Consider the following 18,916-nt stretch of genomic DNA (forward strand, 5'->3'; position numbering starts at 1 on the left):
TGCCTGACGGAGGCGGACAGCCTGTTTAGCTGTTACGCCCGTGGCGACTATGCAAGACACATTGAGAATCACCGAAGTTTTTTACTCGTTGCAGGGTGAAACGCGAACGGCTGGGCTGCCCACGGTATTCGTGCGCCTCACCGGTTGTCCGTTGCGTTGCCAATACTGTGACAGCGCCTACGCCTTCAGTGGCGGCACCCTGCGAACCCTCGACGATATCCTGGAGCAAGTGGCCAGTTATCGTCCGCGTTATGTCTGTGTCACGGGCGGCGAGCCCTTGGCGCAACCCAACGCCATCCCCTTGCTCAAGCAGTTGTGTGATGCCGGTTACGAGGTTTCGCTGGAAACCAGCGGCGCCCTGGATATCTCGGCCGTCGACCCGCGCGTCAGCCGCGTCGTGGACCTGAAAACCCCAGGCTCCAAGGAAGCGCACCGCAACCGCTATGAGAATATCGAACTGCTGACGCCCAACGATCAGGTCAAGTTCGTGATCTGTTCGCGGGAGGATTACGACTGGGCCGTGTCCAAGTTGATCCAGTACGGGCTCGACCAGCGGGCCGGCGAAGTGTTGTTGTCGCCGAGTCATCACGATTTGAGCGCGCGGGATCTGGCGGATTGGGTGGTGGCGGATAACTTGCCGGTGCGCCTGCAACTGCAGCTGCATAAATATCTTTGGAACGACGAGCCGGGGCGCTGAGATGACTGAACATTCGAACATGGCTGAAAAACGTGCGGTCATCCTGTTGTCCGGAGGCCTGGATTCGGCCACGGTCGTGGCCATGGCCTGTGCCGAAGGCTACCGCTGCTACACCATGAGTTTCGACTATGGCCAGCGCCACCGCGCTGAGTTGCACGCCGCGCAACGGGTTGCCCGGGACTTGGGCGTGGTGGAACACAAAGTGATCGGCCTGAACCTCAACGGCATCGGTGGCTCGGCCCTGACCGACAGTTCCATCGACGTGCCCGAGGCGCCTGGCGAGGGCATTCCGGTGACCTATGTGCCTGCGCGTAATACGGTGTTCCTGTCCCTGGCGTTGGGGTGGGCTGAAGTGCTGGGCGCCCGTGACATTTTCATTGGCGTCAATGCCGTGGATTATTCTGGCTACCCGGATTGCCGTCCGGAGTTCGTCGAAGCGTTCGAGCGCATGGCCAACCTGGCGACCAAGGCCGGCGTGGAAGGGCAGGGTTTCCGCATCCAGGCGCCGTTGCAGAATCTCAGCAAGGCCGACATCGTCAAGGCGGGCGTGAAGCTTGGTGTGGACTACGGGCTCACCGTTTCCTGCTATCAGGCCGATGATCAGGGCCGCGCTTGCGGCAAATGCGACAGCTGCCGCCTGCGTGCAGAAGGCTTCAGTGCGGCGGGTGTGAGCGATCCAACCCGTTATTTTTGATTTATTTCAAATTAAGTGTTGAATAGTCCTTAGAAATCAGTATTATACGCGCCACCACACAGCGGGTCGTTAGCTCAGTTGGTAGAGCAGTTGGCTTTTAACCAATTGGTCGTAGGTTCGAATCCCACACGACCCACCATTTTTAGCTGTTTTAAAAGTCTGGAAGGCCCACGAAAGTGCGGATTTCCGGATTTTTTTTGCCTGATGAAAAGTCAGAACCTGAACCGCTCGACGACTCGAGCGGTTCTCGGCGGATTTAAAGCAGGCCGTCCTCGGCACAAACCTTGATGATCTGTTCGCGAAACCAGCTGTTGGCGCTGTCCTGGCTCGGTTTTTCGCTCCACATCATGTCCAGCGTGAAGTTCGGTAGACCTGCCGGTGGGCGACGATGGCTGAACGTGTTCTCGTCGCAGGTCAGCGCTTGAATGCGTCGAGGCAGGGTCAGGATGAAGTCGGTGCCGGCGATCATGTTCAATGCCGCTACGTAGCTGTTGGCTCGAGCGACAATTTGGCGGTTATAGCCTTGCCGGGCGAGCCATCCATCGATCATGTTGGTGTCGGATGTCCAAGGTGTCGGAAAAACGTGCTGGCAGGCGACGAACGTTTCCAGGTTGAACGCCTCTTCCGACAATGTGAAGTTCTTATCGACCACGCAAACCAGTTCATCTTCCAGTAATACTTGCGAGCGCAGTCCCTTGACGCCGCGATGGAAGTTCGGGCCGAAACAAATAACCAGATCGAAGCGACCCTCCATCAACTCATCGGCCGGAATATCCCTGTGAAACTTGGTGATATTAATGATGACCGGGAATCGGCTGCCAATAAAGCGCTTGACCAGTTTGGGCAGGATAAGGAGTTCAAAGTATTCCGGTGCACAGACATTGAAGGTTATCTCTTTCTGGGTCGGATCGAATGCCGGAATACCAGAGTGGCATGTGTTTATTATCTTGAGGATACTAAGTATGTGAGGGTACATGGCTGTGGCTTTGCTTGTCGGCAACATGCCACTACGGGTATTAACAAAAAGTTCATCTTCGAAGCTCGTGCGCAGCTTCTTCAGGCAATAGCTTACGGTTGACTGGCTGACACACAGGGCTTCGGACACCTCGGTGACGCTGCTCTGCTCGTACACCGCGACAAACACCATCAAGTCCTGCATATCCAGCTTTCTAAGCATATTACTATTGAGCATAAGATCCTTCTTTCGCGCATTCCGTTGGCTAGCATCCCCGGTTTTTATGACAGGGACGTTTATTTATATATTAGCGGAAGCATTTTATTTTTTAAATGGCCTGTAGGAAATTTCCCCAATATGCTCGCCTCGCTTTTTGTAGAAATCCTGTACATGGACGGAGGAGGACGATATGCAAATACGTGTCGCAGAAACTAAGACACCGTTATGGGTGCAAGCCACAGAAGTTGTAAGGGATAAATTTCGAAGTTCTTATTCAGCCTCGGTTGAACCGAATCCGCAGTACTTTGCGGTTACTCAGGATCCGGCGGATCGTATTCTTGCCTGCGCCGGTATTACTTTTGCCGATCACCGCATACTGTTTTCCGAGCAATACCTGACGCAACCCATCGACGAGATTTTGTCCCAGCGTTTCGAGAAAACCATCGAGCGCTCGAACATTGTCGAAATCGGCAACCTGGTCTCCCATCACCTGACGGCCGGAATGATCCTGGTCAATATGATTCCGTTGTTGGCCTGGTGCATGGGCGGGCATTACCTGTTGTGCACCGTGACACCTCGCGTACGGCAAATGATGGAAAGTTGCCAGATCGATTTCGAGCCCCTGCTGACCGCAGACCCAACGCGCCTGGCCGACGACGGCGGCAAGAATTGGGGAAGCTATTACGCCAAGTTGCCCGTCACCGGTTTCATCCGGGTCGACCCGCAACGTTCACGTTTCGCCGCCATGACGCTCAATACCTCATTCACTCAATTGCCCGGCGACGTCATGGCGAGGGCGCAGCCATGAGCGGCGGGTTTATCACTCAGCTACAACGGGCGTTGCAAGACAATCGCCAGGCCGTCTGTGCGGTGGACTGGTTGGATTCAGGCGCGGAGTCGGTGACGCTGACCTACGGCGAACTGGAGCACCGGGCCCTTAACCTGGCAGCCGAACTGCAGCGACGCTTCCCTGAGCCGGCCTATGGCGATCGTGTGGTGTTAGGGATCGCGACGCGCAACAGCAGCGACTGGCTGGTCGCCGACCTGGCCTGTCTGTTCGCCGGGATCACCGCGTTGCCGCTGCCGCTGGCGTTCAGCCAATCCCAGGCCGAACACTTGGCATCACGTTGCGATGGATTTCTGGTGGATGCGGCAGGGCAGCGAACGCTGGCGCAGCGCTGGAAGCTGAATTTTGCCGACAGTCGCTTGCGCCGCCTCAACGAGCCGGTGATCGAACAGCCTTTGCTGCGGATGCCGGACGGCGAGGGTGACTGGATCTGCAAGATCATTCACACCTCGGGCACCACCAGTCGGCCAAAGGGTGTGCGCCTGAGCAGCCAGGCAGTCGGCACGGTGCTCGCCTCGCTGCGCCAGAGCATGCCGGTCGGTGCTCATCGCCGTTACCTGTCGCTGGTGCCCCTGAGTCTGCTGCTTGAGCAAGTCACCGCCGCATACCTGCCACTGCTGGCGGGCGGCACCGTGCATTTCCTGCCGGCGGACGAACCGTTGCTCGGCGAGCCAGGGGCATCGGCCCAGCGCCTGGTCGACTGGATCCTGCGAGTCCAGCCAACGGCCCTGACGGTGCCGCCGGTCATGATCAATCGTTTCCTGGAGCAAGTGAACGAAGGGGGCGAGCAGGGCGAGCGGCTGGCGCGTTACCTGCAATCGGGCGCCCATATCACCTGCGGCGGCGCGGCGGTGAGTATCGATGCCCTGCGTGGCTTGGCTGCGCAAGGCATCGAGGTATATCAGGGCTACGGGCTTTCGGAGAACGCGTCGGTGGTCAGTGTGAACACCTTCGAACAGCAACGTCTTGGCAGCGTTGGCAAGCCGTTACCCCATGTCCAGGTGCGCATCGGCGCCGACCAGACCATCGAGGTCAAGAGCAGCTCGCTGTTCAGTGGTTACTCAGGCACGGACCCGAGTGCCTGTTCCATGTCGGACGATGGCTGGATGGACACCGGTGACCTGGGCGCGCTGGATGCCGATGGCTACCTCTATGTGCACGGGCGCAAGAAGAACGTGATCTGCCTGCCCAATGGCCGCAACGTCAGCCCCGAGCAGGTTGAGCTGGAGTATCGCAAATACCCCGGCGTGAGCGACGCAGCGGTGTTTTTCGATGAGCAGCACGGTCTGGTGGCGTTGCTGTGCGTCGAGTCGACACCGGCGCGCGATGAACTGCTCGCCTGGTCGGCGGGGCGCTTTTCCGACATCGAGCGCCCGAACCGGCTCTGGTTGTTGACCCAGGACGACCCGTTGCTCGAGCAACTCTACACCGTTACGGGGCGGCCGAAACGCGCCGATATCGCCAGTGTTTTTTCCACTCTGCAAAGGAATGCATCCAATGAGCACACCTGCCTTTCACTTTGAGAACCCGGACGTCTCCATCGTTGAGTCGCGCCACTTCGCCAGCCTGGGCAAGGCTGAGTTGTATGAGCTGCTGGGGCATTACGGCGTCGTACTGTTTCGCAACTGTATTCACAACGCCGAGGATTTCAGTGCCTACGTGAAGCAAAACAGTTCGCGGTTGAGCCTGGACCCAGCCCGGGTCATGGTCGGCGGCGCGGCGCAATTGGTGGACGCCGGGCGCCAGGCGGTTGGCCTGCACTGCGAAAATGGCAACTCACCGTTCTGGCCGGACATGACCTGGTTCTATTGCCAGGAAGCACCGCGCAAGGGTTCACAAACCACCCTGTGTGACGGCGAACGGGTGCTGGAGAAACTGTCCCCAGGCTGCCGCACGTTCTTTGAAGAAAATCCGATTCGCTACAGCCGCACCGTGGCGGGGGAGAAATGGCGCCGGCTGGTCTGTCATTACTCGCCAACGTTGTCGGATCCGGCAGCCGTCGTGATCGAGGATCTGTTGCAGATCATCGGCGATGACCCGCAAACCCTGATTTCCTTCAACCCGGCCGATGACTCGATCCATTACGCCTTCAGCACGTCGGCGATCCTGACGTCCCCCTTCAGCCAGCGTCCGGCCTTTGCCAACAGCATTCTGGGGCCTTCCTTCAATTACGAGGCGCCGGTCATCGACACGGTGGCCGGGCAGCCGATCCCTGCCGGGTTCCTGGCTGAAATCGCTGAGGTTTCCGCCCAATACACCTACCCGGTTGGCTGGCGTGACCACGACATGGTGATGATCGATAACCGTCGGGTCATGCACGGTCGGGAAACCATCGTCGACGAGCGTCGGCGCATTTTCAACGCCTTGAGCTATCGCTGAGAGTATTCATGAAAAACAACAAACAGATTATCGGCGGGCAGTACGAGACCTATCTCGACGGCGAGGGTCGGCAGATCATTGACCTGACCGGCGGATTTGGCTTCCAGGTGCCGCCCGTGATCGAGGCGGTCACTCGCCAGGCAGAGATCATGGGCCTGTCCAATCGGGTGCTGATGTCCGAACCGCTGATTGCCTTGTGCCGACGCCTGGCCGAGCTGCTGCCCGCCCCGCTGGCCAGCTCTTATGTGTGCAGCTCCGGCGACGAAGCGTTCGAGGGCGCCTTGAAGTTGTGCAAAGGGCTCAAGCCCAAGGGCAACACCATCGTGTTCATCCAGGGCGGCGACTACGGTTCGCTGACTTACGGACGCTGCCTCAATGCCGCGCAAGGTGACCTGGGTGTCCAGGCGTTCCTTGGGTTCAAGCGGGTGGCGATCCGTCACTTGGCTGACCTGGACACGGTGGACTGGAATGATTGCTTCGCGGTGTGCCACAGCAATACCCGCACGGATGCAAACGGCCGGTTGCAGTTGCTCGATGCCGATTTGATCGAGCAATTGCATGCTCGCGCGGCAAAAGCGTCGGCACCGGTCATCGCGGTCGATACCCACAGTTGCCTTGGCAGCCTGGGTTCGTTGTTCGGCTTCCAGCGTTATCGTCCGATTCCGGACATCGTTGTACTCGGCGGGCCCCTGGGCGGCAGTGCAATTCCCATCGGCACCTATACCTGCAGCGAACACATGGCCTGGCAGGTCTATGGGCGCAGCAGCCCGGCCAAACACGGCAGCACCACTGCCGGTAATCCCATGGCCTGTGTGGCAGCCCTGGCCGCGCTGGATTACGTGCAAGCCAACGACTCGCCCCGGCACTGTCAGGAAAACGGCCAGTACCTGGCACAAGCCCTGGCGTCATTGGGGGCTGTGGCCGTCGGTGCCTGGGTCAGCTTGCCGCTGGCCGACGACCTGCAACCGTCCGTGTTGTGCGAGGCGCTTTACCAGCAGGGGGTCTATGTCAGTACGCCCCGTGGCCGCGAAGTGATTTTGCGCTGCCCGATCACTGCACGCCCCGAGCAGATCCAACGTGCCGCACTCATCATCAAGGAGACGTTAAGCCATGTCCTTACTCAGGCCGCATGAACAATTGCTGGACGATTGCCAGCGCCACTGGAGTGCGTCGGCGGCCAAGCTGTATCGCCTTGGCAAGACCACTGTCGAACAGCAGACCGATGGCATCCACGTCACCGACCACACCGGCAAGCGCTTCATCGACTGCGCGTGCAGCTACGGGGTGTTTATCGTCGGGCATCGCAACCCGATGGTGCGTGAGCGGGTGCAGGCGCAATTGAATCAACTGGCCTGGGTGCCGGAAGGCCGGCGCCATCCGCTGCAGGACACCTTGTCCGAGCGACTGTGCCAGTTGGTGCCGGGGGAGTGGGGCGACGTGCAATTCATGGTCTCGGGGGCCGAGGCCGTCGAGCAGAGCCTGCGCTATGTGCTGCGGATCCAGCCCCAGCGACGTGGCATCGTGGTGATGAGCGGCTCCTACCATGGCAAGACCCTGGCGGCGATGAGCATCCTGGGCCAGCAGCAGAACCATGGCAGCTATGGTATCGATCCTCCCGACGTGACCTGTGTGCCCTACGGTGATTTCGCCGCGTTGCAGAAGGCGGTGGGCGAAGGCGTGTGTGCGGTGTACGTCGAGCCGATTCTGGGCGGGGCTCATTTGCAGGTGCCGCCGGTGGGCTACATGGCCAACATCCGGGCCCTGTGCGACGCCACCGGCACCCTGTTGGTGGCCGATGAAATCCAGACCGGTTTCGGTCGCTGCGGCAAATGGTTCGCCGTGCAATACGATGACGTGGTGCCCGACATCATGATCCTCTCCAAGGGCTTGACCGGCGGCTACACCTCGTTTGCCTGTGCCATGTACAGCCAGCGCCTGGCCACCCAGTACCCCCTCAGTGATATCGAGCCGGATACGCGCACCAACGGCGGGCATCCGGTCGCATGCGCGTCGGCGCTCGCGGCCATCGATTACATCGAACAAAACAACCTGGTGGAGCTGTCCCGGGTCAACGGCGGCGTGTTGCGCCACGGCCTGCAGCGGTTGGCCCTGCGTTATCCGCACATTGTCGAAGACGTGCCGGGCGTCGGCTTGATGACAGGGCTGCGCCTGCGTGGCTCGGTCTATGAAGCCTTGATGAGCATGGAGCTGGGCAAGCGTGGCGTGCATGCCGGGCATTCGATGAATGAGAAGGCCGAACGCCCGGTGCTGCGCTTCTATCCGCCGTTGAATATCGAACCCGAAGCGTTGCGGCATGTGCTGGCGATGATCGAAGAGGCCCTGGAGGCCATCGACCACCGTCCGGCCCTGGCGGTGAAGGCGTTTTCCCTGGTGGTGCGCAATATGTATCAGTTGCCCAACAAGTGGTTGCGCAGCAAGGAGGCGTCGTGAGTATGTTCAACCCCGACACGCTGACTTTGCGGGAAATGGCCGGCCTGCTGCGCCGGGGCGTGCTGACCAGCGTGACGTTGCTGGAGTTTTACCTGCAACGCATCGCCGAGCGTAACCGGCAGATCAATGCATTGATCCAACTGGCGCCGGTCGAGGAACTGCGGCGCCAGGCCCGTGAGGCGGACGAGATGGCGCGTATCGGCCAGATCAGCGGTCCGCTGCATGGCATTCCCATCACGGTCAAAGACGTCCTCCATGTTCGCGGATTCAAGATGTCCCGCGGCGTGGGGGAGCTGATGGGGGATGTCAGCCAGGAGGACGCGACGGCTGTCGCCCGACTTCGGCAGGCCGGCGCGATCATTCTGGGCATCAGCAATGTGCCGGAACTGTGCATGGCCTTCGAGACCGAGAACCTGATCTACGGGCGCACCCTGAACCCCCACGATCTGCTTCGCTCGGCGGGCGGCAGCAGTGGCGGTGAAGCGGCCGCCATCGCCGCCGGGTGTTCACCCGCGGGGCTGGCGTCCGATGCCTGCGGCAGTGTGCGGATCCCGGCGCACTTCAATGGCATCTGCGGCCTGAAACTGACCCAGGGACGGGTGCCGTTGACCGGCCAGTTTCCCAATGACCGTTCCGGGCTGTTTCACCTGACCTCGGCCTTTGGCGTGATGGGGCGCTATGTCGATGACCTGGCGCTGCTCGGTCCGCTGATCAGCGGTGCCGACGGCCATGATCCAGACACCGTCGATGTGCCGTTCGCCGCCAGCGAGCCCCTGGCCGACCTGCGTATCGCGCTGTTCTCGGCGTCGAGCCGAACCCCCGTCAGCGCGGCGGTGAGCCAGGTGTTGCAGCAGGTCGAACGGTGCTTGAGCCCCGTGGTGGCGCAGGTGAGCGAGGTCGCGCCGCCGATGCTCGACGAAGCCTGCGATGTCCTGTGGCGGGTGTTCATCACGGGCGCCGACGCCGGACGCGGCTGGCGGCGTTTGTTCGAGTCCATGAACAAGCGCAGCTTTACCCCGGCGATCGCTCAGTTGCTGGACATGAGCGAGGCCGTGGAATTGAGCGTGGATGAAGTCAAGCGCGACTGGATCATGATCGATACCTTCCGCTATCAGTTGGCGAAGTTCTTCAAGCAGCACGATCTGTTCATCTGTCCGGTCTTCCCGGATGTCGCGTTCCGCCATGGGGCGTCCCTGGAGGACCGCGATCAGTATGCCTTCGTGTTCCCGTTCAGTCTCAGCGGCTCACCCGCGGTGGTGATCCGCGCCGGCGTCGACCCGTCCACCGGGATGCCCATCGGCATTCAGATTGTCGGGCCTCACTGGCAAGAGGAACGGTTGTTGGCGGTGGCCGCTTTCCTTGAACGGGAACTGGAGCGCTGGAGCCCGGTTTCGCCTCGTCCGGTATCGACGTACTGAGGAGGCTCAAGCCGTAACGGTTCTGGCGTTACGGCTGCTGACCACCAGTGCCAGCATGCCGCCTCCCACCAGCGCAGCGCCGATGATCTCGATCATCATCGGTTGCTGCCTGAGCCAGAACCAATTCAGCAGGGTGACGAACAGGGTGTTGAGGTAAACGTAGGAAATCACCGTGGAGGGCGAGATCACCCCGATTGCCCTGTGCAGCAGCCAGAACGTGGCGAGGGTGCCGAACAAGGCCAGGTACACCAGCCAACCGATATCCAGCGTCGACAACTGCAGGCCGCTGCGCCACCCGCCACTGATCAGGCAGAACACCAGCAGGAACAGCGAACCGAACAGCATGTTCCAGAACGTCATCGCCACCGGATCGCGGCCCTGCAACGCTGTTGCCTTGAAGCGTTGGCTCAGCGGCGAATACAACGCCATCGCCAGGCAACCGGCACCGAACACCAGCACCGGATAGAGCGCCGGCATTTGCCCCGGGGCCGAGCCCTTGAGCGTCAGCAACACGGCGCCGACTGCCGCCACCAACATGGGCAGCAGACGGGTCTTGAGGCTGGGACTGGGCAGCAGGAATACCTCGAAAAACAAGGTCATCAAGGGCACCAGCGTGTACAGCGTCGCGGTGTTGACCGCCGAGGTGTAGCGCAGCGCTTCGAACAACGAACCAAAGTAAGTCGCCAACAGCAGGCCGAGCACGGCGTGGGCCAGCAGGCCCCTGATGGAAATGGGCGAGGTGTTTTTCAGGAGCAGCAGCGGCAGGAACATCAGTGCGGAAAACAGCAGCCGCAGGCCCGTGAGCAGGATCGGGTCGATCGTCTGGCTGACCTGGGCCGCGGCAAAGAACGACGAGGCGATCAGCATTGCCCAGATGAGCATGCCCCAGTGAGCGGCGGCAAAACCGACGTTTTTCATCAAGGTCTTATTCCTGTGTTGCGGATCGGAACGTCATGATGGACAAAACGGTCTGCCGTCATGGGTGAACTGTCAAAACCGGGGCTGCATCGAATGCAGCCCCGGGCGCGAGCGGCCGGTCTTCGTCGACTAGCTGATATGCCGCGCGTATTGCTTGGGATTGAAGCGCAGGACCATCAGGAGCATCAATGCCATGACGGCGGTGAGCGACCACCAGGCCCATTCGAAGCTGCCCAACTGATCGCGGATCATCCCGGCAATCAATGGCGAGAGCCCGGCGATCAGGTAGCCGATGCCTTGCACGAACGCGGTCAGGCCACCGGCCCGTCGCGGGTTGTCCAAGTGGTCGAGGGACACGATCAAGCTCATCGGGAACAGGCCGCCGATGCCCAGGCCCAGCAGGCAAGGCCACAACAGGCTGAAGCGTTCCGGGCTGAGGATCAGGCCGCAGAAGCCGCCCATGATCAGGACCAGTAACACGGCGAGGACCACGCGTTTATCCTGGCTGCGGTTGGCAATCGCCGGGGTAACGAGGCCGGACAGCACTTCCATGGCCGTGAGGAACCCCAGCAGCAGGCCCGCGTGTTGTTCACTCCAACCCTTTTCCACGTAGTACGGGGCCAGCCAGGCCAGTACACAGGTGTAGGAGGCGGTGCCCAGGCCGAAGAAAATCGCCAGCAACCAAGCCCGGGAATTGCTGAAGAATGACTCTTGCTGCCGGACAGGGGCTTCGGGCAACGGGGTCACGGCTGAGCGCTGGGCGTACCAGCAACCCAGGGCGACCAACGCCAACAGCGCCCAGATCGCCAGGCCGATGCGCCAGCTGCCGGTCTGCGCCAGGACAAACGGCGAAAACGACGCGGCAAGCGCCGCGCCGCCCATGATCGACGTGACATACAGGCCCATGAACAGCGAGACGTTGTCGGCGTAGCGCGACTTGATCAGCGCTGGCATCACCGCCTGGATCAGCGCGATGCCGAGTCCGGCCAGCACCGCGCTGATGATCAGCTCGGCGGCGCTGTCCAGGTACAAGCGCGATGCGGTGGCGATACCGATGATCAGCAGCGACAGGACAATGGTGCGGTGCTCACCGATGCGCAGGGCGATGCGCATGCCCAGGAACATCGCCAGGCCCATGGCCATGACCGGCAACATGGTCAGCAGCGAGGCCGTGCTGAAGCTCAGGGGGACCTCGCCGCGAATGGCTGACAGCAACGGCCCGACCGCGGCCATCGAGGGCCGCAGGTTCAGCGCCACCAACACGATGCTGACCATCAGCCAGACGGCGTGGGTGCTTGATGTTCGAACGTTTTCCATAACAGAGCCTTGGTTAACAAAGCGTCATTTAGGCTGGGGTGGCCTGTTATGGGCAAACTGAAAACTGGCGGGAGGTATTGAAAAATTAAATGCGGCGCGCAATCAGTCAAGATCCAGGGCTTTCGTGGCGAGGGAGCTTGCTCCCGCTGGGTTGCGCAGCAGCCCCCTGGTTTTGCCTGACACACCGCAAGGGGCCGCTATGCGCCCCAGCGGGAACAAGCTCCCTCGCCACACTGTAGTTCACAGCCTCTTATTCCATCCCCGGGCTCAACGTCCCCAGCCAGGCCACCAACCCCAGGATGACCACCGCTACGGCGAACTCCAGGACCATGCTGCGCCGCAGGGCCTTCACCGCAACCCCGTGCTCGCCGCTCTGGCGGGCTTGTTCCAGCAGCGGGCTCAGGTGAAAACGGTTCAACGCGGCGAACACCAGCATGCCCGCGAACAAGATGAGTTTGAGCGTCAGCAACTGACCGTAGGTGCTGTCGAGTAGCTCTGTGACACTCGGGCCGACGATGAACAGGTAATTGACCACCCCTGTCACGCTGATGACCACCACGATCACCGCCCCGGCGGTTTCGAACCCGGTCAATGTCCGGGCCAGCACCGCCAACCCAGGTTCGGCCTGGCGAAGCAGCAGGGCAAACGCGGCCAAGGCACCGACCCAGCCACCTGCCGCCCACAGGTGCAGGAAGTCGGTGATGAAGTGCCAGTTGCGACGGCTGCCTTCGTCCATGGCGCCGTGACCTGCCCAAGCCAGTGTCGCCAGCGCTACGGCCCCGGCCAGTGTGACCAGGCCGAGGCTGGCGCTCGGCCAACGGTGATTGAGCGTCACGGCGAAACCGGCCAGCAGCAGCGCCGCCATGCGCACCGTCCAACTCAAGCCGACATCGGTTTGCACGACCATCATTTCAATGTGGGGCCACAGTTCGGCCCACGCCGAAACACCGCTCATGGCCCAGGCCATGCACGCCATGGCCGCCAGGGAGAGCAAGCCCCCCAGCACCGCCGTGGTCAGCAGCAGCGGCGCGAAAGGCAACTGCACCCCCGAGATCCGCTCCTGGCCTCGCAGGCTATAAAGGCCAAACGCAGCCAGGCCAAACAGCAACATCAGATCCAGGTACAAGGCCAAACGCAGCGCGATGTTGATCGAGTCGCTCATCAACTCACTTCACCTTGAACGTGACATTGCCGGTGATCGGGTGAGTGTCGGACGACACTGCGCGCCACTGGACTTGGTAAGTGCCGGTGGCAAGCGGGGCATTCGGCGTGATGACCATGGTTTTCGGATCATCGCTGCCGGACACCTTGGCCGGCATGGGCATCGGCGAATGCGCCGCCATGCCCGGCATCGCGGTCATCATCAGCTTGGCGCCGGAAAACTGAGTCATCAGGTTTTCGGAAAAGTGCAGCTCGATCTTCGCCGGCGCCGCCCCTTCGGTGCCTTCGGCCGGGGAGGAGGACAGCAGTTTCGGATGGGCCTGGGCCAGGCCACTGAGCAACAGGCCGGCGGACAAGGCGACGGCATTTTTGATGAATGACATGCAAGGACTCCTAGCTCGATTTTTAGTTTTAGTGAAACAGGTCAGAACCACAGGCGCAGGCCCAGCACCAGGCGCGCTTCGCTGCGGTCTTCGCCTTCTTCCCGGACGTAGTCGGCGGTGTTGCCGTAGACCCGATTCCAGGTGACGCCAATGTAGGGCGCGAATTCGCGGCGTATTTCATAGCGCAGCCGCAGACCGAGCTCGGTATCCGACAGCCCCGAGCCGACGCCACGGGCGGGATCGTTCTTGCCATAGAAGTTGGCTTCGGCGGTGGGCTGCAGGATCAGGCGGTTGGTCAGCAAGATGTCATAGTCGCCCTCCAGGCGCGCCGCGCTCTGGCCACCTTCGCCGATGAACGCGGTGGCCTCGGCTTCGAAGTTGTAGAGCGCCATGCCTTGCACGCCGAAGGCGGCCCAGGTTTGCGGATCGCCTGGCTTGAAGTCCTGGCGCACGCCGGCCACCAGGTCCCACCAGGGGCTGACGGCGTGGCCCCACAGGGCCTGCAATTCGGCTTCTTCGGTCTTGCCGTTGAGGCGTTCACCTTCGGAGCGCAGCCACAAACGGTCGATGTCGCCGCCGATCCAGCCCGATGCATCCCAGCTCAGGGCGCTGCCGTCATCGGCGTCCTGCCATTCCAGTTGGTCGATGAAGAAAAACGAATGGATGGCGCTGTCATGCACCGCGTGCCCGCCATGATCTTCGTAGACAGCGGCGCGGTCGGCGGCGGTCAGTGCCGGGATCGGTGTGCGGCTGCTGGTCGGCGCCGATTGCATGGGTTCCATGCCCTGCATTGAGTCCATGCCTTGCATCTGGCTGTGGTCCATTCCCGGCATCTGGCTGTGATCCATGCCGGGCATGTCGTTGCTGGCCGCCCAGGTCGAGGTGGTGGCGCCGAGGGCCAGGCTGGCAATGAGTGCCGTGGAGTATTGAAAAACAGTGGTCATGGTCGGCTCCTCATTCCTGCACCCGAACTTCACGGAACATGCCCATCTCCATGTGAAACAGCAGATGGCAGTGATACGCCCAGCGCCCGAGGGCATCGGCGGTGACCCGGTAGCTGCGCCTGGCACCCGGTGGCACGTCGATGGTGTGCTTGCGGACCATGAATTGGTTGTTCTCATCCTCCAGGTCGCTCCACATGCCGTGCAGGTGGATGGGGTGGGTCATCATGGTGTCGTTGATCAGCACGATGCGCAGTCGCTCGCCGTACTTGAGCAGCAGCGGCGCGGCGTCGGCGAACTTCACGCCGTTGAACGACCAGACGAATTTCTCCATGTGCCCGGTCAGGTGCAGCTCGATCGTGCGGCCCGGCTCGCGGCCGTCGGGGTCGGGAAAGGTGCTGCGCAGGTCGGAGTAGGTCAGCACTTTGCGGCCGTTGTCGCGCAGCCCCATGCCCGGGTCATCGAGCTTGGGCTTGACGCTCATGGCCTGCATGTCCACCAGGGGATTGTCTTTCTCGGTGTCGGGGTGCGCGAGCATGCTGTCCATGCCCTGCATGGCACCGTGATCCATGCCGGCCATGTCGCCCATGCCCTGCATCTGGCTGTGATCCATGCCTTGCATCGAGTTGTCGTCCATTCCCGCCATGCCCTGCATCGAGCCGTGGTCCATGCCGCTCATTTGCCCCATGCCGCCGTGGTCCATGCCACCCATGCCCATGTCGTCCATGGTCACCAGGGGCCGAGGGTCCAGGGGCGGTACCGGTGCCGACAATCCGGCCCTGGTCGCGAGGGTGCCGCGGGCATACCCGGTGCGGTCCATGGACTGGGCGAACAGGGTGTAGGCCTCTTGGGTCGGTTCGACGATGACGTCATAGGTTTCGGCCACGGCGATCCGGAACTCATCGACGCTCACCGGTTTGACGTATTGGCCGTCGGACGCCACCACTGTCATCTTCAAGCCGGGAATGCGCACGTCGAAATAGCTCATGGACGAGCCGTTGATAAAGCGCAGGCGAAGGCGCTCGCCAGGCTTGAACAGGCCGGTCCAGTTCATGTCCGGCGCCTGGCCGTTCATGAGGTAGGTGTAGGTGGCGCCACTGACGTCGGCCAGGTCTGTGGGGTTCATCTTCATCTCGGCCCACATCTTGCGGTCGGCCACGGTGCTGGCCCAGCCGTTCTTGCCCACGTCGCCGATGAAGTCGCCGACGGTGCGTTTGTTGTAGTTGTAGTAGTCCGATTGTTTCTTGAGCTTGCGCAGGATGTTGGCGGGGTCTTCATCGGTCCAGTCGGTGAGCATCACCACATAGTCCCGTTCGTACTGGAAGGGCTCGGGCTCCCTGGCGTCAATCACCAGCGGGCCATAGACCCCGGACTGTTCCTGGAAACCGGAGTGGCTGTGGTACCAGTAGGTGCCGTTCTGCCGGACCTTGAATTGATACACGTACAGGCCGCCGGGCTCGATGCCTTTGAAACTCAACCCCGGAACGCCGTCCATGTTGGCCGGCAGCAGGATGCCGTGCCAGTGGATGGAGGTGGTGTCCTGCAGGCGATTGCGCACCCGCAGGGTCACGGTGTCGCCTTCACGCCAGCGCAGCAGCGGGCCGGGGATGCCGCCGTTGATGGTCTGGGCGGTGCGGGGGTTGCCGGTGAAATTGACCGGGCTTTCGCCGATGAACAGGTCGAACTCGGTGCCGCTCAGCACGTTGGGCTGGCCCGGGCCGGTGACTGCCCAGACAGGCGCTCGCCACAAGCCCAGGCCGCCGAGGATGCCGCCGGCAGCCAGGCCCTTTACGAAGGTTCGTCGGGAAGTTTTTGTTTGCATGCGATGAGAGTCCGTCAGTCGATTCGCTGCGTGCATGGGAAGTGGTCTCCCTGTGCAGGTTTGAGCGAAAGATGACACAGGCGGACGAGGCGAGTGATTACATTTCAGTCAGCTTGGCGGGCCGCGAAGTCGCCTGGCGGGGCACAGGTCAGAATGATCTTTTGCATCGGCGGGATATTCTGTAGCCTTGCCGGCTTCACGCTGTCCCGTGCCTGATTGATACCCACTTTCCCGGCGGTACCCGAGTGGTCCGGAGCCGGGTGTATACTCGACTTTCGCGCTAAACGCGCTTGCAGGTCTTGCGAACATGACGCAAATTTCCGAACGCCTTCTGGTCCAGGCCCACCTCGACGCCAAGCAGCCCAAGCCGCTGACCGCCGAGCAAGAAGCCTGGTACCGCGCCGCCATCGCCGCCGAGCTCAAGGCTCAGGACGCGGTACTGGTCGCGCACTTCTACTGTGACCCGATCATCCAGGCCCTGGCCGAAGAGACCGGTGGTTGCGTGTCCGACTCCTTGGAAATGGCCCGCTTCGGCAATGCCCACCCGGCCAAGACCGTGGTGGTGGCCGGGGTCAAGTTCATGGGCGAGACGGCCAAGATTCTCAACCCCGAGAAACGCGTGCTGATGCCCACCCTGGAGGCCACCTGCTCCCTGGACCTGGGCTGCCCGGTGGACGAGTTCTCGGCGTTCTGCGACCAGCATCCGGAGCGCACCGTGGTGGTTTATGCCAACACCTCGGCGGCGGTCAAGGCCCGGGCCGACTGGGTGGTGACGTCCAGTTGCGCACTGGAAATCGTCGAGAGCCTGATGGACAACGGCGAGACGATCATCTGGGGGCCGGACAAGCACCTGGGCACTTACATCCAGCGCAAGACCGGCGCCGACATGCTGCTCTGGGACGGTGCCTGCATCGTCCACGAAGAGTTCAAGTCCAAGCAGTTGGAGGACATGAAGGCGCTGTACCCGGACGCTGCGATCCTGGTGCACCCGGAGTCGCCGACGTCGGTGATCGAGCTGGCGGACGCCGTGGGCTCCACCAGCCAGTTGATCGCCGCGGCCCAGACCCTGCCGAACAAGACGCTGATCGTCGCCACCGACCGGGGCATTTTCTACAAGATGCAGCAGCTGTGCCCGGACAAGGTCTTCATCGAAGCCCCTACCGCCGGTAACGGCGCGGCGTGCCGCAGTTGCGCACACTGCCCATGGATGGCCATGAACACCCTGGAGCGCACGCTCAAGAGCTTGCAGGAAGGTGCCAACGAGATCTTCGTCGACCCGGCGCTGATCCCCCAGGCGATTCGCCCGCTCAAGCGCATGCTGGACTTCACCCAGGCGGCGCGGATGAAGCTGGCGGGGAATGCCTGATCGTTGGGAGGCTGATGGTCTTTGAGCGTTAGGGGCTTGAGGCCTTAAAGCTTTTTGTGGCGAGGGAGCTTGCTCCCGCGGGACTGCGGTGTAGGAGCTGTCGAGTGCAACGAGGCTGCGATCTTGTCCCAGACACTTGAGTCTCAAGCGAAAGATCAAAAGATCGCAGCCTTCGGCAGCTCCTACACCAGCCGAGCGGGAGCAAGCTCCCTCGCCACAAGGCTGTCTTGCAGTCGGGAATTACTTGGTCTTCTTGGGAATCCGCACCAGCTGCGTTTCCGAGTAGATGTCATGCCAGCTGCGTTGGCGCTTGTCGAACAGCGCCCAGATAAAGCCCAAGCCCACCAGCAGCAGTGACGCAATCGACACCACGAATCGCAACAGCGCCTGCCACAGGCTGATGGCCGTGCCATCGGCGTTCTGTACGCGGATGCACCACACCTGCATGCCCAGGGTCTGGCCGTTGTGGGTCCAGAACTTGGCGAAGAAGCCGAACAGCACGAACAGCAGCACGGTGGACAGCAGCGGGTCGCCGTCCAGCGCACCGGCTTCGGTCAGGGCGCGCATTTTTTCTTCGCCGATGATCGCCATCTGGATCATTTTGTAGGCACCGCTGGTGACGATCAGCAGCGCTGTGCACAGCAAAAAGTCATAAAACATCGCCGCCAGGCGACGGCCCAGGCCGGCGGGGGGAAAGTCGCCCTGGGGCGTGAGCAGGTGTTTCGGCATGACGGCCTCGGCTGAAAAAAGAAGCCATTTTACGGATTTACGCCCATAAAAAAGCCCCTGATATCAATCAGGGGCTTTTTAGTGTGCGAAAGCCTCAGGCTTCGGCCTGAACCTCGTCAGCCTGCATGCCTTTCTGGCCTTGCACGGCAACGAAAGTCACTTTCTGGCCTTCTTTCAGGCTCTTGAAGCCGTTGCCCTGGATGGCGCGGAAATGCACGAACAGGTCCGGACCGCTTTCAGGCGTGATAAAACCAAAACCTTTTTCGTCGTTGAACCACTTGACGGTACCGCTCTGACGTTGAGACATTTTCTTATTTCCTTTGACGCTAAAATTGATGACAGCCTCTTTCACATGAAAGAGTACTGGGCTGGGTTGCAGGAAAGTAAGAGACGTCGAACGGGATGTAGCGAACTTCATAAGCTACTGCCCAGGTCACGATTCCAAGCGACCCATGCAAACACAGTGACCAAACTCTACGCCAACTTCGAATAAAAAAACAACCCCCTCGGAAGGCCCCGTATTTGCTCAGCTTGCCCGCATTTACGCCGCTTGCGGAACAGGGCTTATTCGATAGGCTAGTTCAATTGTTTACGATCGTTATAAGGTCGATTGAATGTC

General features: G+C 61.2%; 18 protein-coding genes and 1 tRNA gene. 10 read left to right on the forward strand and 9 right to left on the reverse strand.

What is annotated here, in order from left to right; translation table 11 throughout:
• Positions 1 to 49 precede the first annotated feature (49 nt).
• The 3 genes from queE to IB266_RS10500 all read left to right on the forward strand — a co-directional run bounded on the left by queE (position 50) and on the right by IB266_RS10500 (position 1,530).
• The gene (gene queE / locus IB266_RS10490; RefSeq protein ID WP_003205025.1) at positions 50 to 697 is read left to right on the forward strand and encodes a 7-carboxy-7-deazaguanine synthase QueE; all 648 of its coding nucleotides are present in this window, start codon (positions 50 to 52) and stop codon (positions 695 to 697) included.
• Between the two features lie 19 nt (positions 698 to 716).
• Positions 717 to 1,391: a 7-cyano-7-deazaguanine synthase QueC gene (gene queC, locus IB266_RS10495; RefSeq protein ID WP_192261270.1), complete on the forward strand. Its 675-nt coding sequence runs from the start codon at positions 717 to 719 to the stop codon at positions 1,389 to 1,391.
• Positions 1,392 to 1,454: 63 nt separating this feature from the next.
• Positions 1,455 to 1,530, forward strand: a tRNA-Lys gene (locus tag IB266_RS10500).
• A gap of 117 nt (positions 1,531 to 1,647) precedes the next feature.
• Here IB266_RS10500 and IB266_RS10505 read toward each other — a convergent pair.
• Positions 1,648 to 2,583 carry a LysR family transcriptional regulator gene (locus IB266_RS10505; RefSeq protein WP_192261152.1) on the reverse strand — a complete coding sequence of 312 codons (936 nt, stop codon included), beginning with the start codon at positions 2,581 to 2,583 and terminating at the stop codon, positions 1,648 to 1,650.
• A gap of 172 nt (positions 2,584 to 2,755) precedes the next feature.
• Between IB266_RS10505 and IB266_RS10510 the strand changes: the two genes are divergently transcribed.
• The 6 genes from IB266_RS10510 to IB266_RS10535 are packed head-to-tail and all read left to right on the forward strand — an operon-like array spanning position 2,756 to position 9,660.
• The gene (locus IB266_RS10510) at positions 2,756 to 3,373 is read left to right on the forward strand and encodes a thermostable hemolysin (RefSeq protein ID WP_060740904.1); all 618 of its coding nucleotides are present in this window, start codon (positions 2,756 to 2,758) and stop codon (positions 3,371 to 3,373) included.
• Positions 3,370 to 4,935, forward strand: coding sequence for an AMP-binding protein (locus IB266_RS10515; RefSeq protein WP_192261153.1), 1,566 nt, complete (start codon positions 3,370 to 3,372; stop codon positions 4,933 to 4,935). Before IB266_RS10510 ends, IB266_RS10515 begins: the two co-directional genes overlap by 4 nt.
• A complete protein-coding gene (locus tag IB266_RS10520) occupies positions 4,910 to 5,791 on the forward strand; it encodes a TauD/TfdA family dioxygenase (protein ID WP_192261154.1) in 882 nt (293 codons plus the stop codon). Before IB266_RS10515 ends, IB266_RS10520 begins: the two co-directional genes overlap by 26 nt.
• 8 nt (positions 5,792 to 5,799) lie before the next feature.
• Complete coding sequence (locus tag IB266_RS10525; protein ID WP_192261155.1) at positions 5,800 to 6,924, forward strand: aminotransferase class III-fold pyridoxal phosphate-dependent enzyme; 1,125 nt, start codon at positions 5,800 to 5,802, stop codon at positions 6,922 to 6,924.
• Entirely contained in the window at positions 6,902 to 8,242 is a 1,341-nt protein-coding gene (locus tag IB266_RS10530; RefSeq protein ID WP_192261156.1) for an aspartate aminotransferase family protein, read from the forward strand. The genes IB266_RS10525 and IB266_RS10530 overlap by 23 nt, the downstream gene beginning before the upstream one ends.
• Positions 8,243 to 8,244: 2 nt before the next feature.
• Positions 8,245 to 9,660 (forward strand): amidase, encoded by a 1,416-nt coding sequence (locus IB266_RS10535; protein WP_192261271.1) that lies wholly within the window; start codon positions 8,245 to 8,247, stop codon positions 9,658 to 9,660.
• Between the two features lie 6 nt (positions 9,661 to 9,666).
• Here IB266_RS10535 and IB266_RS10540 read toward each other — a convergent pair whose 3' ends face one another.
• The 6 genes from IB266_RS10540 to IB266_RS10565 form a co-directional block, all read right to left on the reverse strand.
• Positions 9,667 to 10,578 (reverse strand): DMT family transporter, encoded by a 912-nt coding sequence (locus IB266_RS10540; protein ID WP_060740910.1) that lies wholly within the window; start codon positions 10,576 to 10,578, stop codon positions 9,667 to 9,669.
• Positions 10,579 to 10,707: 129 nt separating this feature from the next.
• The gene (locus IB266_RS10545; RefSeq protein WP_103308627.1) at positions 10,708 to 11,895 is read right to left on the reverse strand and encodes a cyanate transporter; all 1,188 of its coding nucleotides are present in this window, start codon (positions 11,893 to 11,895) and stop codon (positions 10,708 to 10,710) included.
• A 250-nt stretch (positions 11,896 to 12,145) separates the two neighbouring features.
• Complete coding sequence (gene copD, locus IB266_RS10550) at positions 12,146 to 13,057, reverse strand: copper homeostasis membrane protein CopD (RefSeq protein ID WP_192261157.1); 912 nt, start codon at positions 13,055 to 13,057, stop codon at positions 12,146 to 12,148.
• 4 nt (positions 13,058 to 13,061) lie between these two features.
• Positions 13,062 to 13,439 (reverse strand): copper homeostasis periplasmic binding protein CopC, encoded by a 378-nt coding sequence (gene copC, locus IB266_RS10555; RefSeq protein WP_192261158.1) that lies wholly within the window; start codon positions 13,437 to 13,439, stop codon positions 13,062 to 13,064.
• 41 nt (positions 13,440 to 13,480) lie between these two features.
• Complete coding sequence (locus tag IB266_RS10560; RefSeq protein ID WP_192261159.1) at positions 13,481 to 14,383, reverse strand: copper resistance protein B; 903 nt, start codon at positions 14,381 to 14,383, stop codon at positions 13,481 to 13,483.
• A gap of 10 nt (positions 14,384 to 14,393) precedes the next feature.
• Positions 14,394 to 16,202, reverse strand: coding sequence for a copper resistance system multicopper oxidase (locus IB266_RS10565; protein WP_192261160.1), 1,809 nt, complete (start codon positions 16,200 to 16,202; stop codon positions 14,394 to 14,396).
• Positions 16,203 to 16,509: 307 nt separating this feature from the next.
• On the opposite strand from IB266_RS10565, the gene nadA reads away from it, so the two are divergent.
• Positions 16,510 to 17,568: a quinolinate synthase NadA gene (gene nadA, locus IB266_RS10570; RefSeq protein ID WP_003205010.1), complete on the forward strand. Its 1,059-nt coding sequence runs from the start codon at positions 16,510 to 16,512 to the stop codon at positions 17,566 to 17,568.
• A gap of 240 nt (positions 17,569 to 17,808) precedes the next feature.
• On the opposite strand, the gene IB266_RS10575 is transcribed toward nadA, so the two are convergent.
• Both IB266_RS10575 and IB266_RS10580 read right to left on the reverse strand, forming a co-directional pair.
• Entirely contained in the window at positions 17,809 to 18,297 is a 489-nt protein-coding gene (locus IB266_RS10575) for an RDD family protein (RefSeq protein ID WP_060740916.1), read from the reverse strand.
• Between the two features lie 94 nt (positions 18,298 to 18,391).
• A complete protein-coding gene (locus IB266_RS10580) occupies positions 18,392 to 18,604 on the reverse strand; it encodes a cold-shock protein (protein ID WP_003175786.1) in 213 nt (70 codons plus the stop codon).
• Positions 18,605 to 18,916 lie beyond the last annotated feature (312 nt).

Source organism: Pseudomonas sp. Pdm06 (assembly GCF_014851795.1).
GTDB lineage: Bacteria > Pseudomonadota > Gammaproteobacteria > Pseudomonadales > Pseudomonadaceae > Aquipseudomonas > Aquipseudomonas fluorescens_AA.

Coding starts and splice junctions, on each gene's coding strand:
- queE (WP_003205025.1), top strand. CDS start 50: ATGCAAGACACATTGAGAATCACCGAAGTTTTTTACTCGTTGCAGGGT.
- queC (WP_192261270.1), top strand. CDS start 717: ATGGCTGAAAAACGTGCGGTCATCCTGTTGTCCGGAGGCCTGGATTCG.
- IB266_RS10505 (WP_192261152.1), bottom strand. CDS start 2,583: ATGCTCAATAGTAATATGCTTAGAAAGCTGGATATGCAGGACTTGATG.
- IB266_RS10510 (WP_060740904.1), top strand. CDS start 2,756: ATGCAAATACGTGTCGCAGAAACTAAGACACCGTTATGGGTGCAAGCC.
- IB266_RS10515 (WP_192261153.1), top strand. CDS start 3,370: ATGAGCGGCGGGTTTATCACTCAGCTACAACGGGCGTTGCAAGACAAT.
- IB266_RS10520 (WP_192261154.1), top strand. CDS start 4,910: ATGAGCACACCTGCCTTTCACTTTGAGAACCCGGACGTCTCCATCGTT.
- IB266_RS10525 (WP_192261155.1), top strand. CDS start 5,800: ATGAAAAACAACAAACAGATTATCGGCGGGCAGTACGAGACCTATCTC.
- IB266_RS10530 (WP_192261156.1), top strand. CDS start 6,902: ATGTCCTTACTCAGGCCGCATGAACAATTGCTGGACGATTGCCAGCGC.
- IB266_RS10535 (WP_192261271.1), top strand. CDS start 8,245: ATGTTCAACCCCGACACGCTGACTTTGCGGGAAATGGCCGGCCTGCTG.
- IB266_RS10540 (WP_060740910.1), bottom strand. CDS start 10,578: ATGAAAAACGTCGGTTTTGCCGCCGCTCACTGGGGCATGCTCATCTGG.
- IB266_RS10545 (WP_103308627.1), bottom strand. CDS start 11,895: ATGGAAAACGTTCGAACATCAAGCACCCACGCCGTCTGGCTGATGGTC.
- copD (WP_192261157.1), bottom strand. CDS start 13,057: ATGAGCGACTCGATCAACATCGCGCTGCGTTTGGCCTTGTACCTGGAT.
- copC (WP_192261158.1), bottom strand. CDS start 13,439: ATGTCATTCATCAAAAATGCCGTCGCCTTGTCCGCCGGCCTGTTGCTC.
- IB266_RS10560 (WP_192261159.1), bottom strand. CDS start 14,383: ATGACCACTGTTTTTCAATACTCCACGGCACTCATTGCCAGCCTGGCC.
- IB266_RS10565 (WP_192261160.1), bottom strand. CDS start 16,202: ATGCAAACAAAAACTTCCCGACGAACCTTCGTAAAGGGCCTGGCTGCC.
- nadA (WP_003205010.1), top strand. CDS start 16,510: ATGACGCAAATTTCCGAACGCCTTCTGGTCCAGGCCCACCTCGACGCC.
- IB266_RS10575 (WP_060740916.1), bottom strand. CDS start 18,297: ATGCCGAAACACCTGCTCACGCCCCAGGGCGACTTTCCCCCCGCCGGC.
- IB266_RS10580 (WP_003175786.1), bottom strand. CDS start 18,604: ATGTCTCAACGTCAGAGCGGTACCGTCAAGTGGTTCAACGACGAAAAA.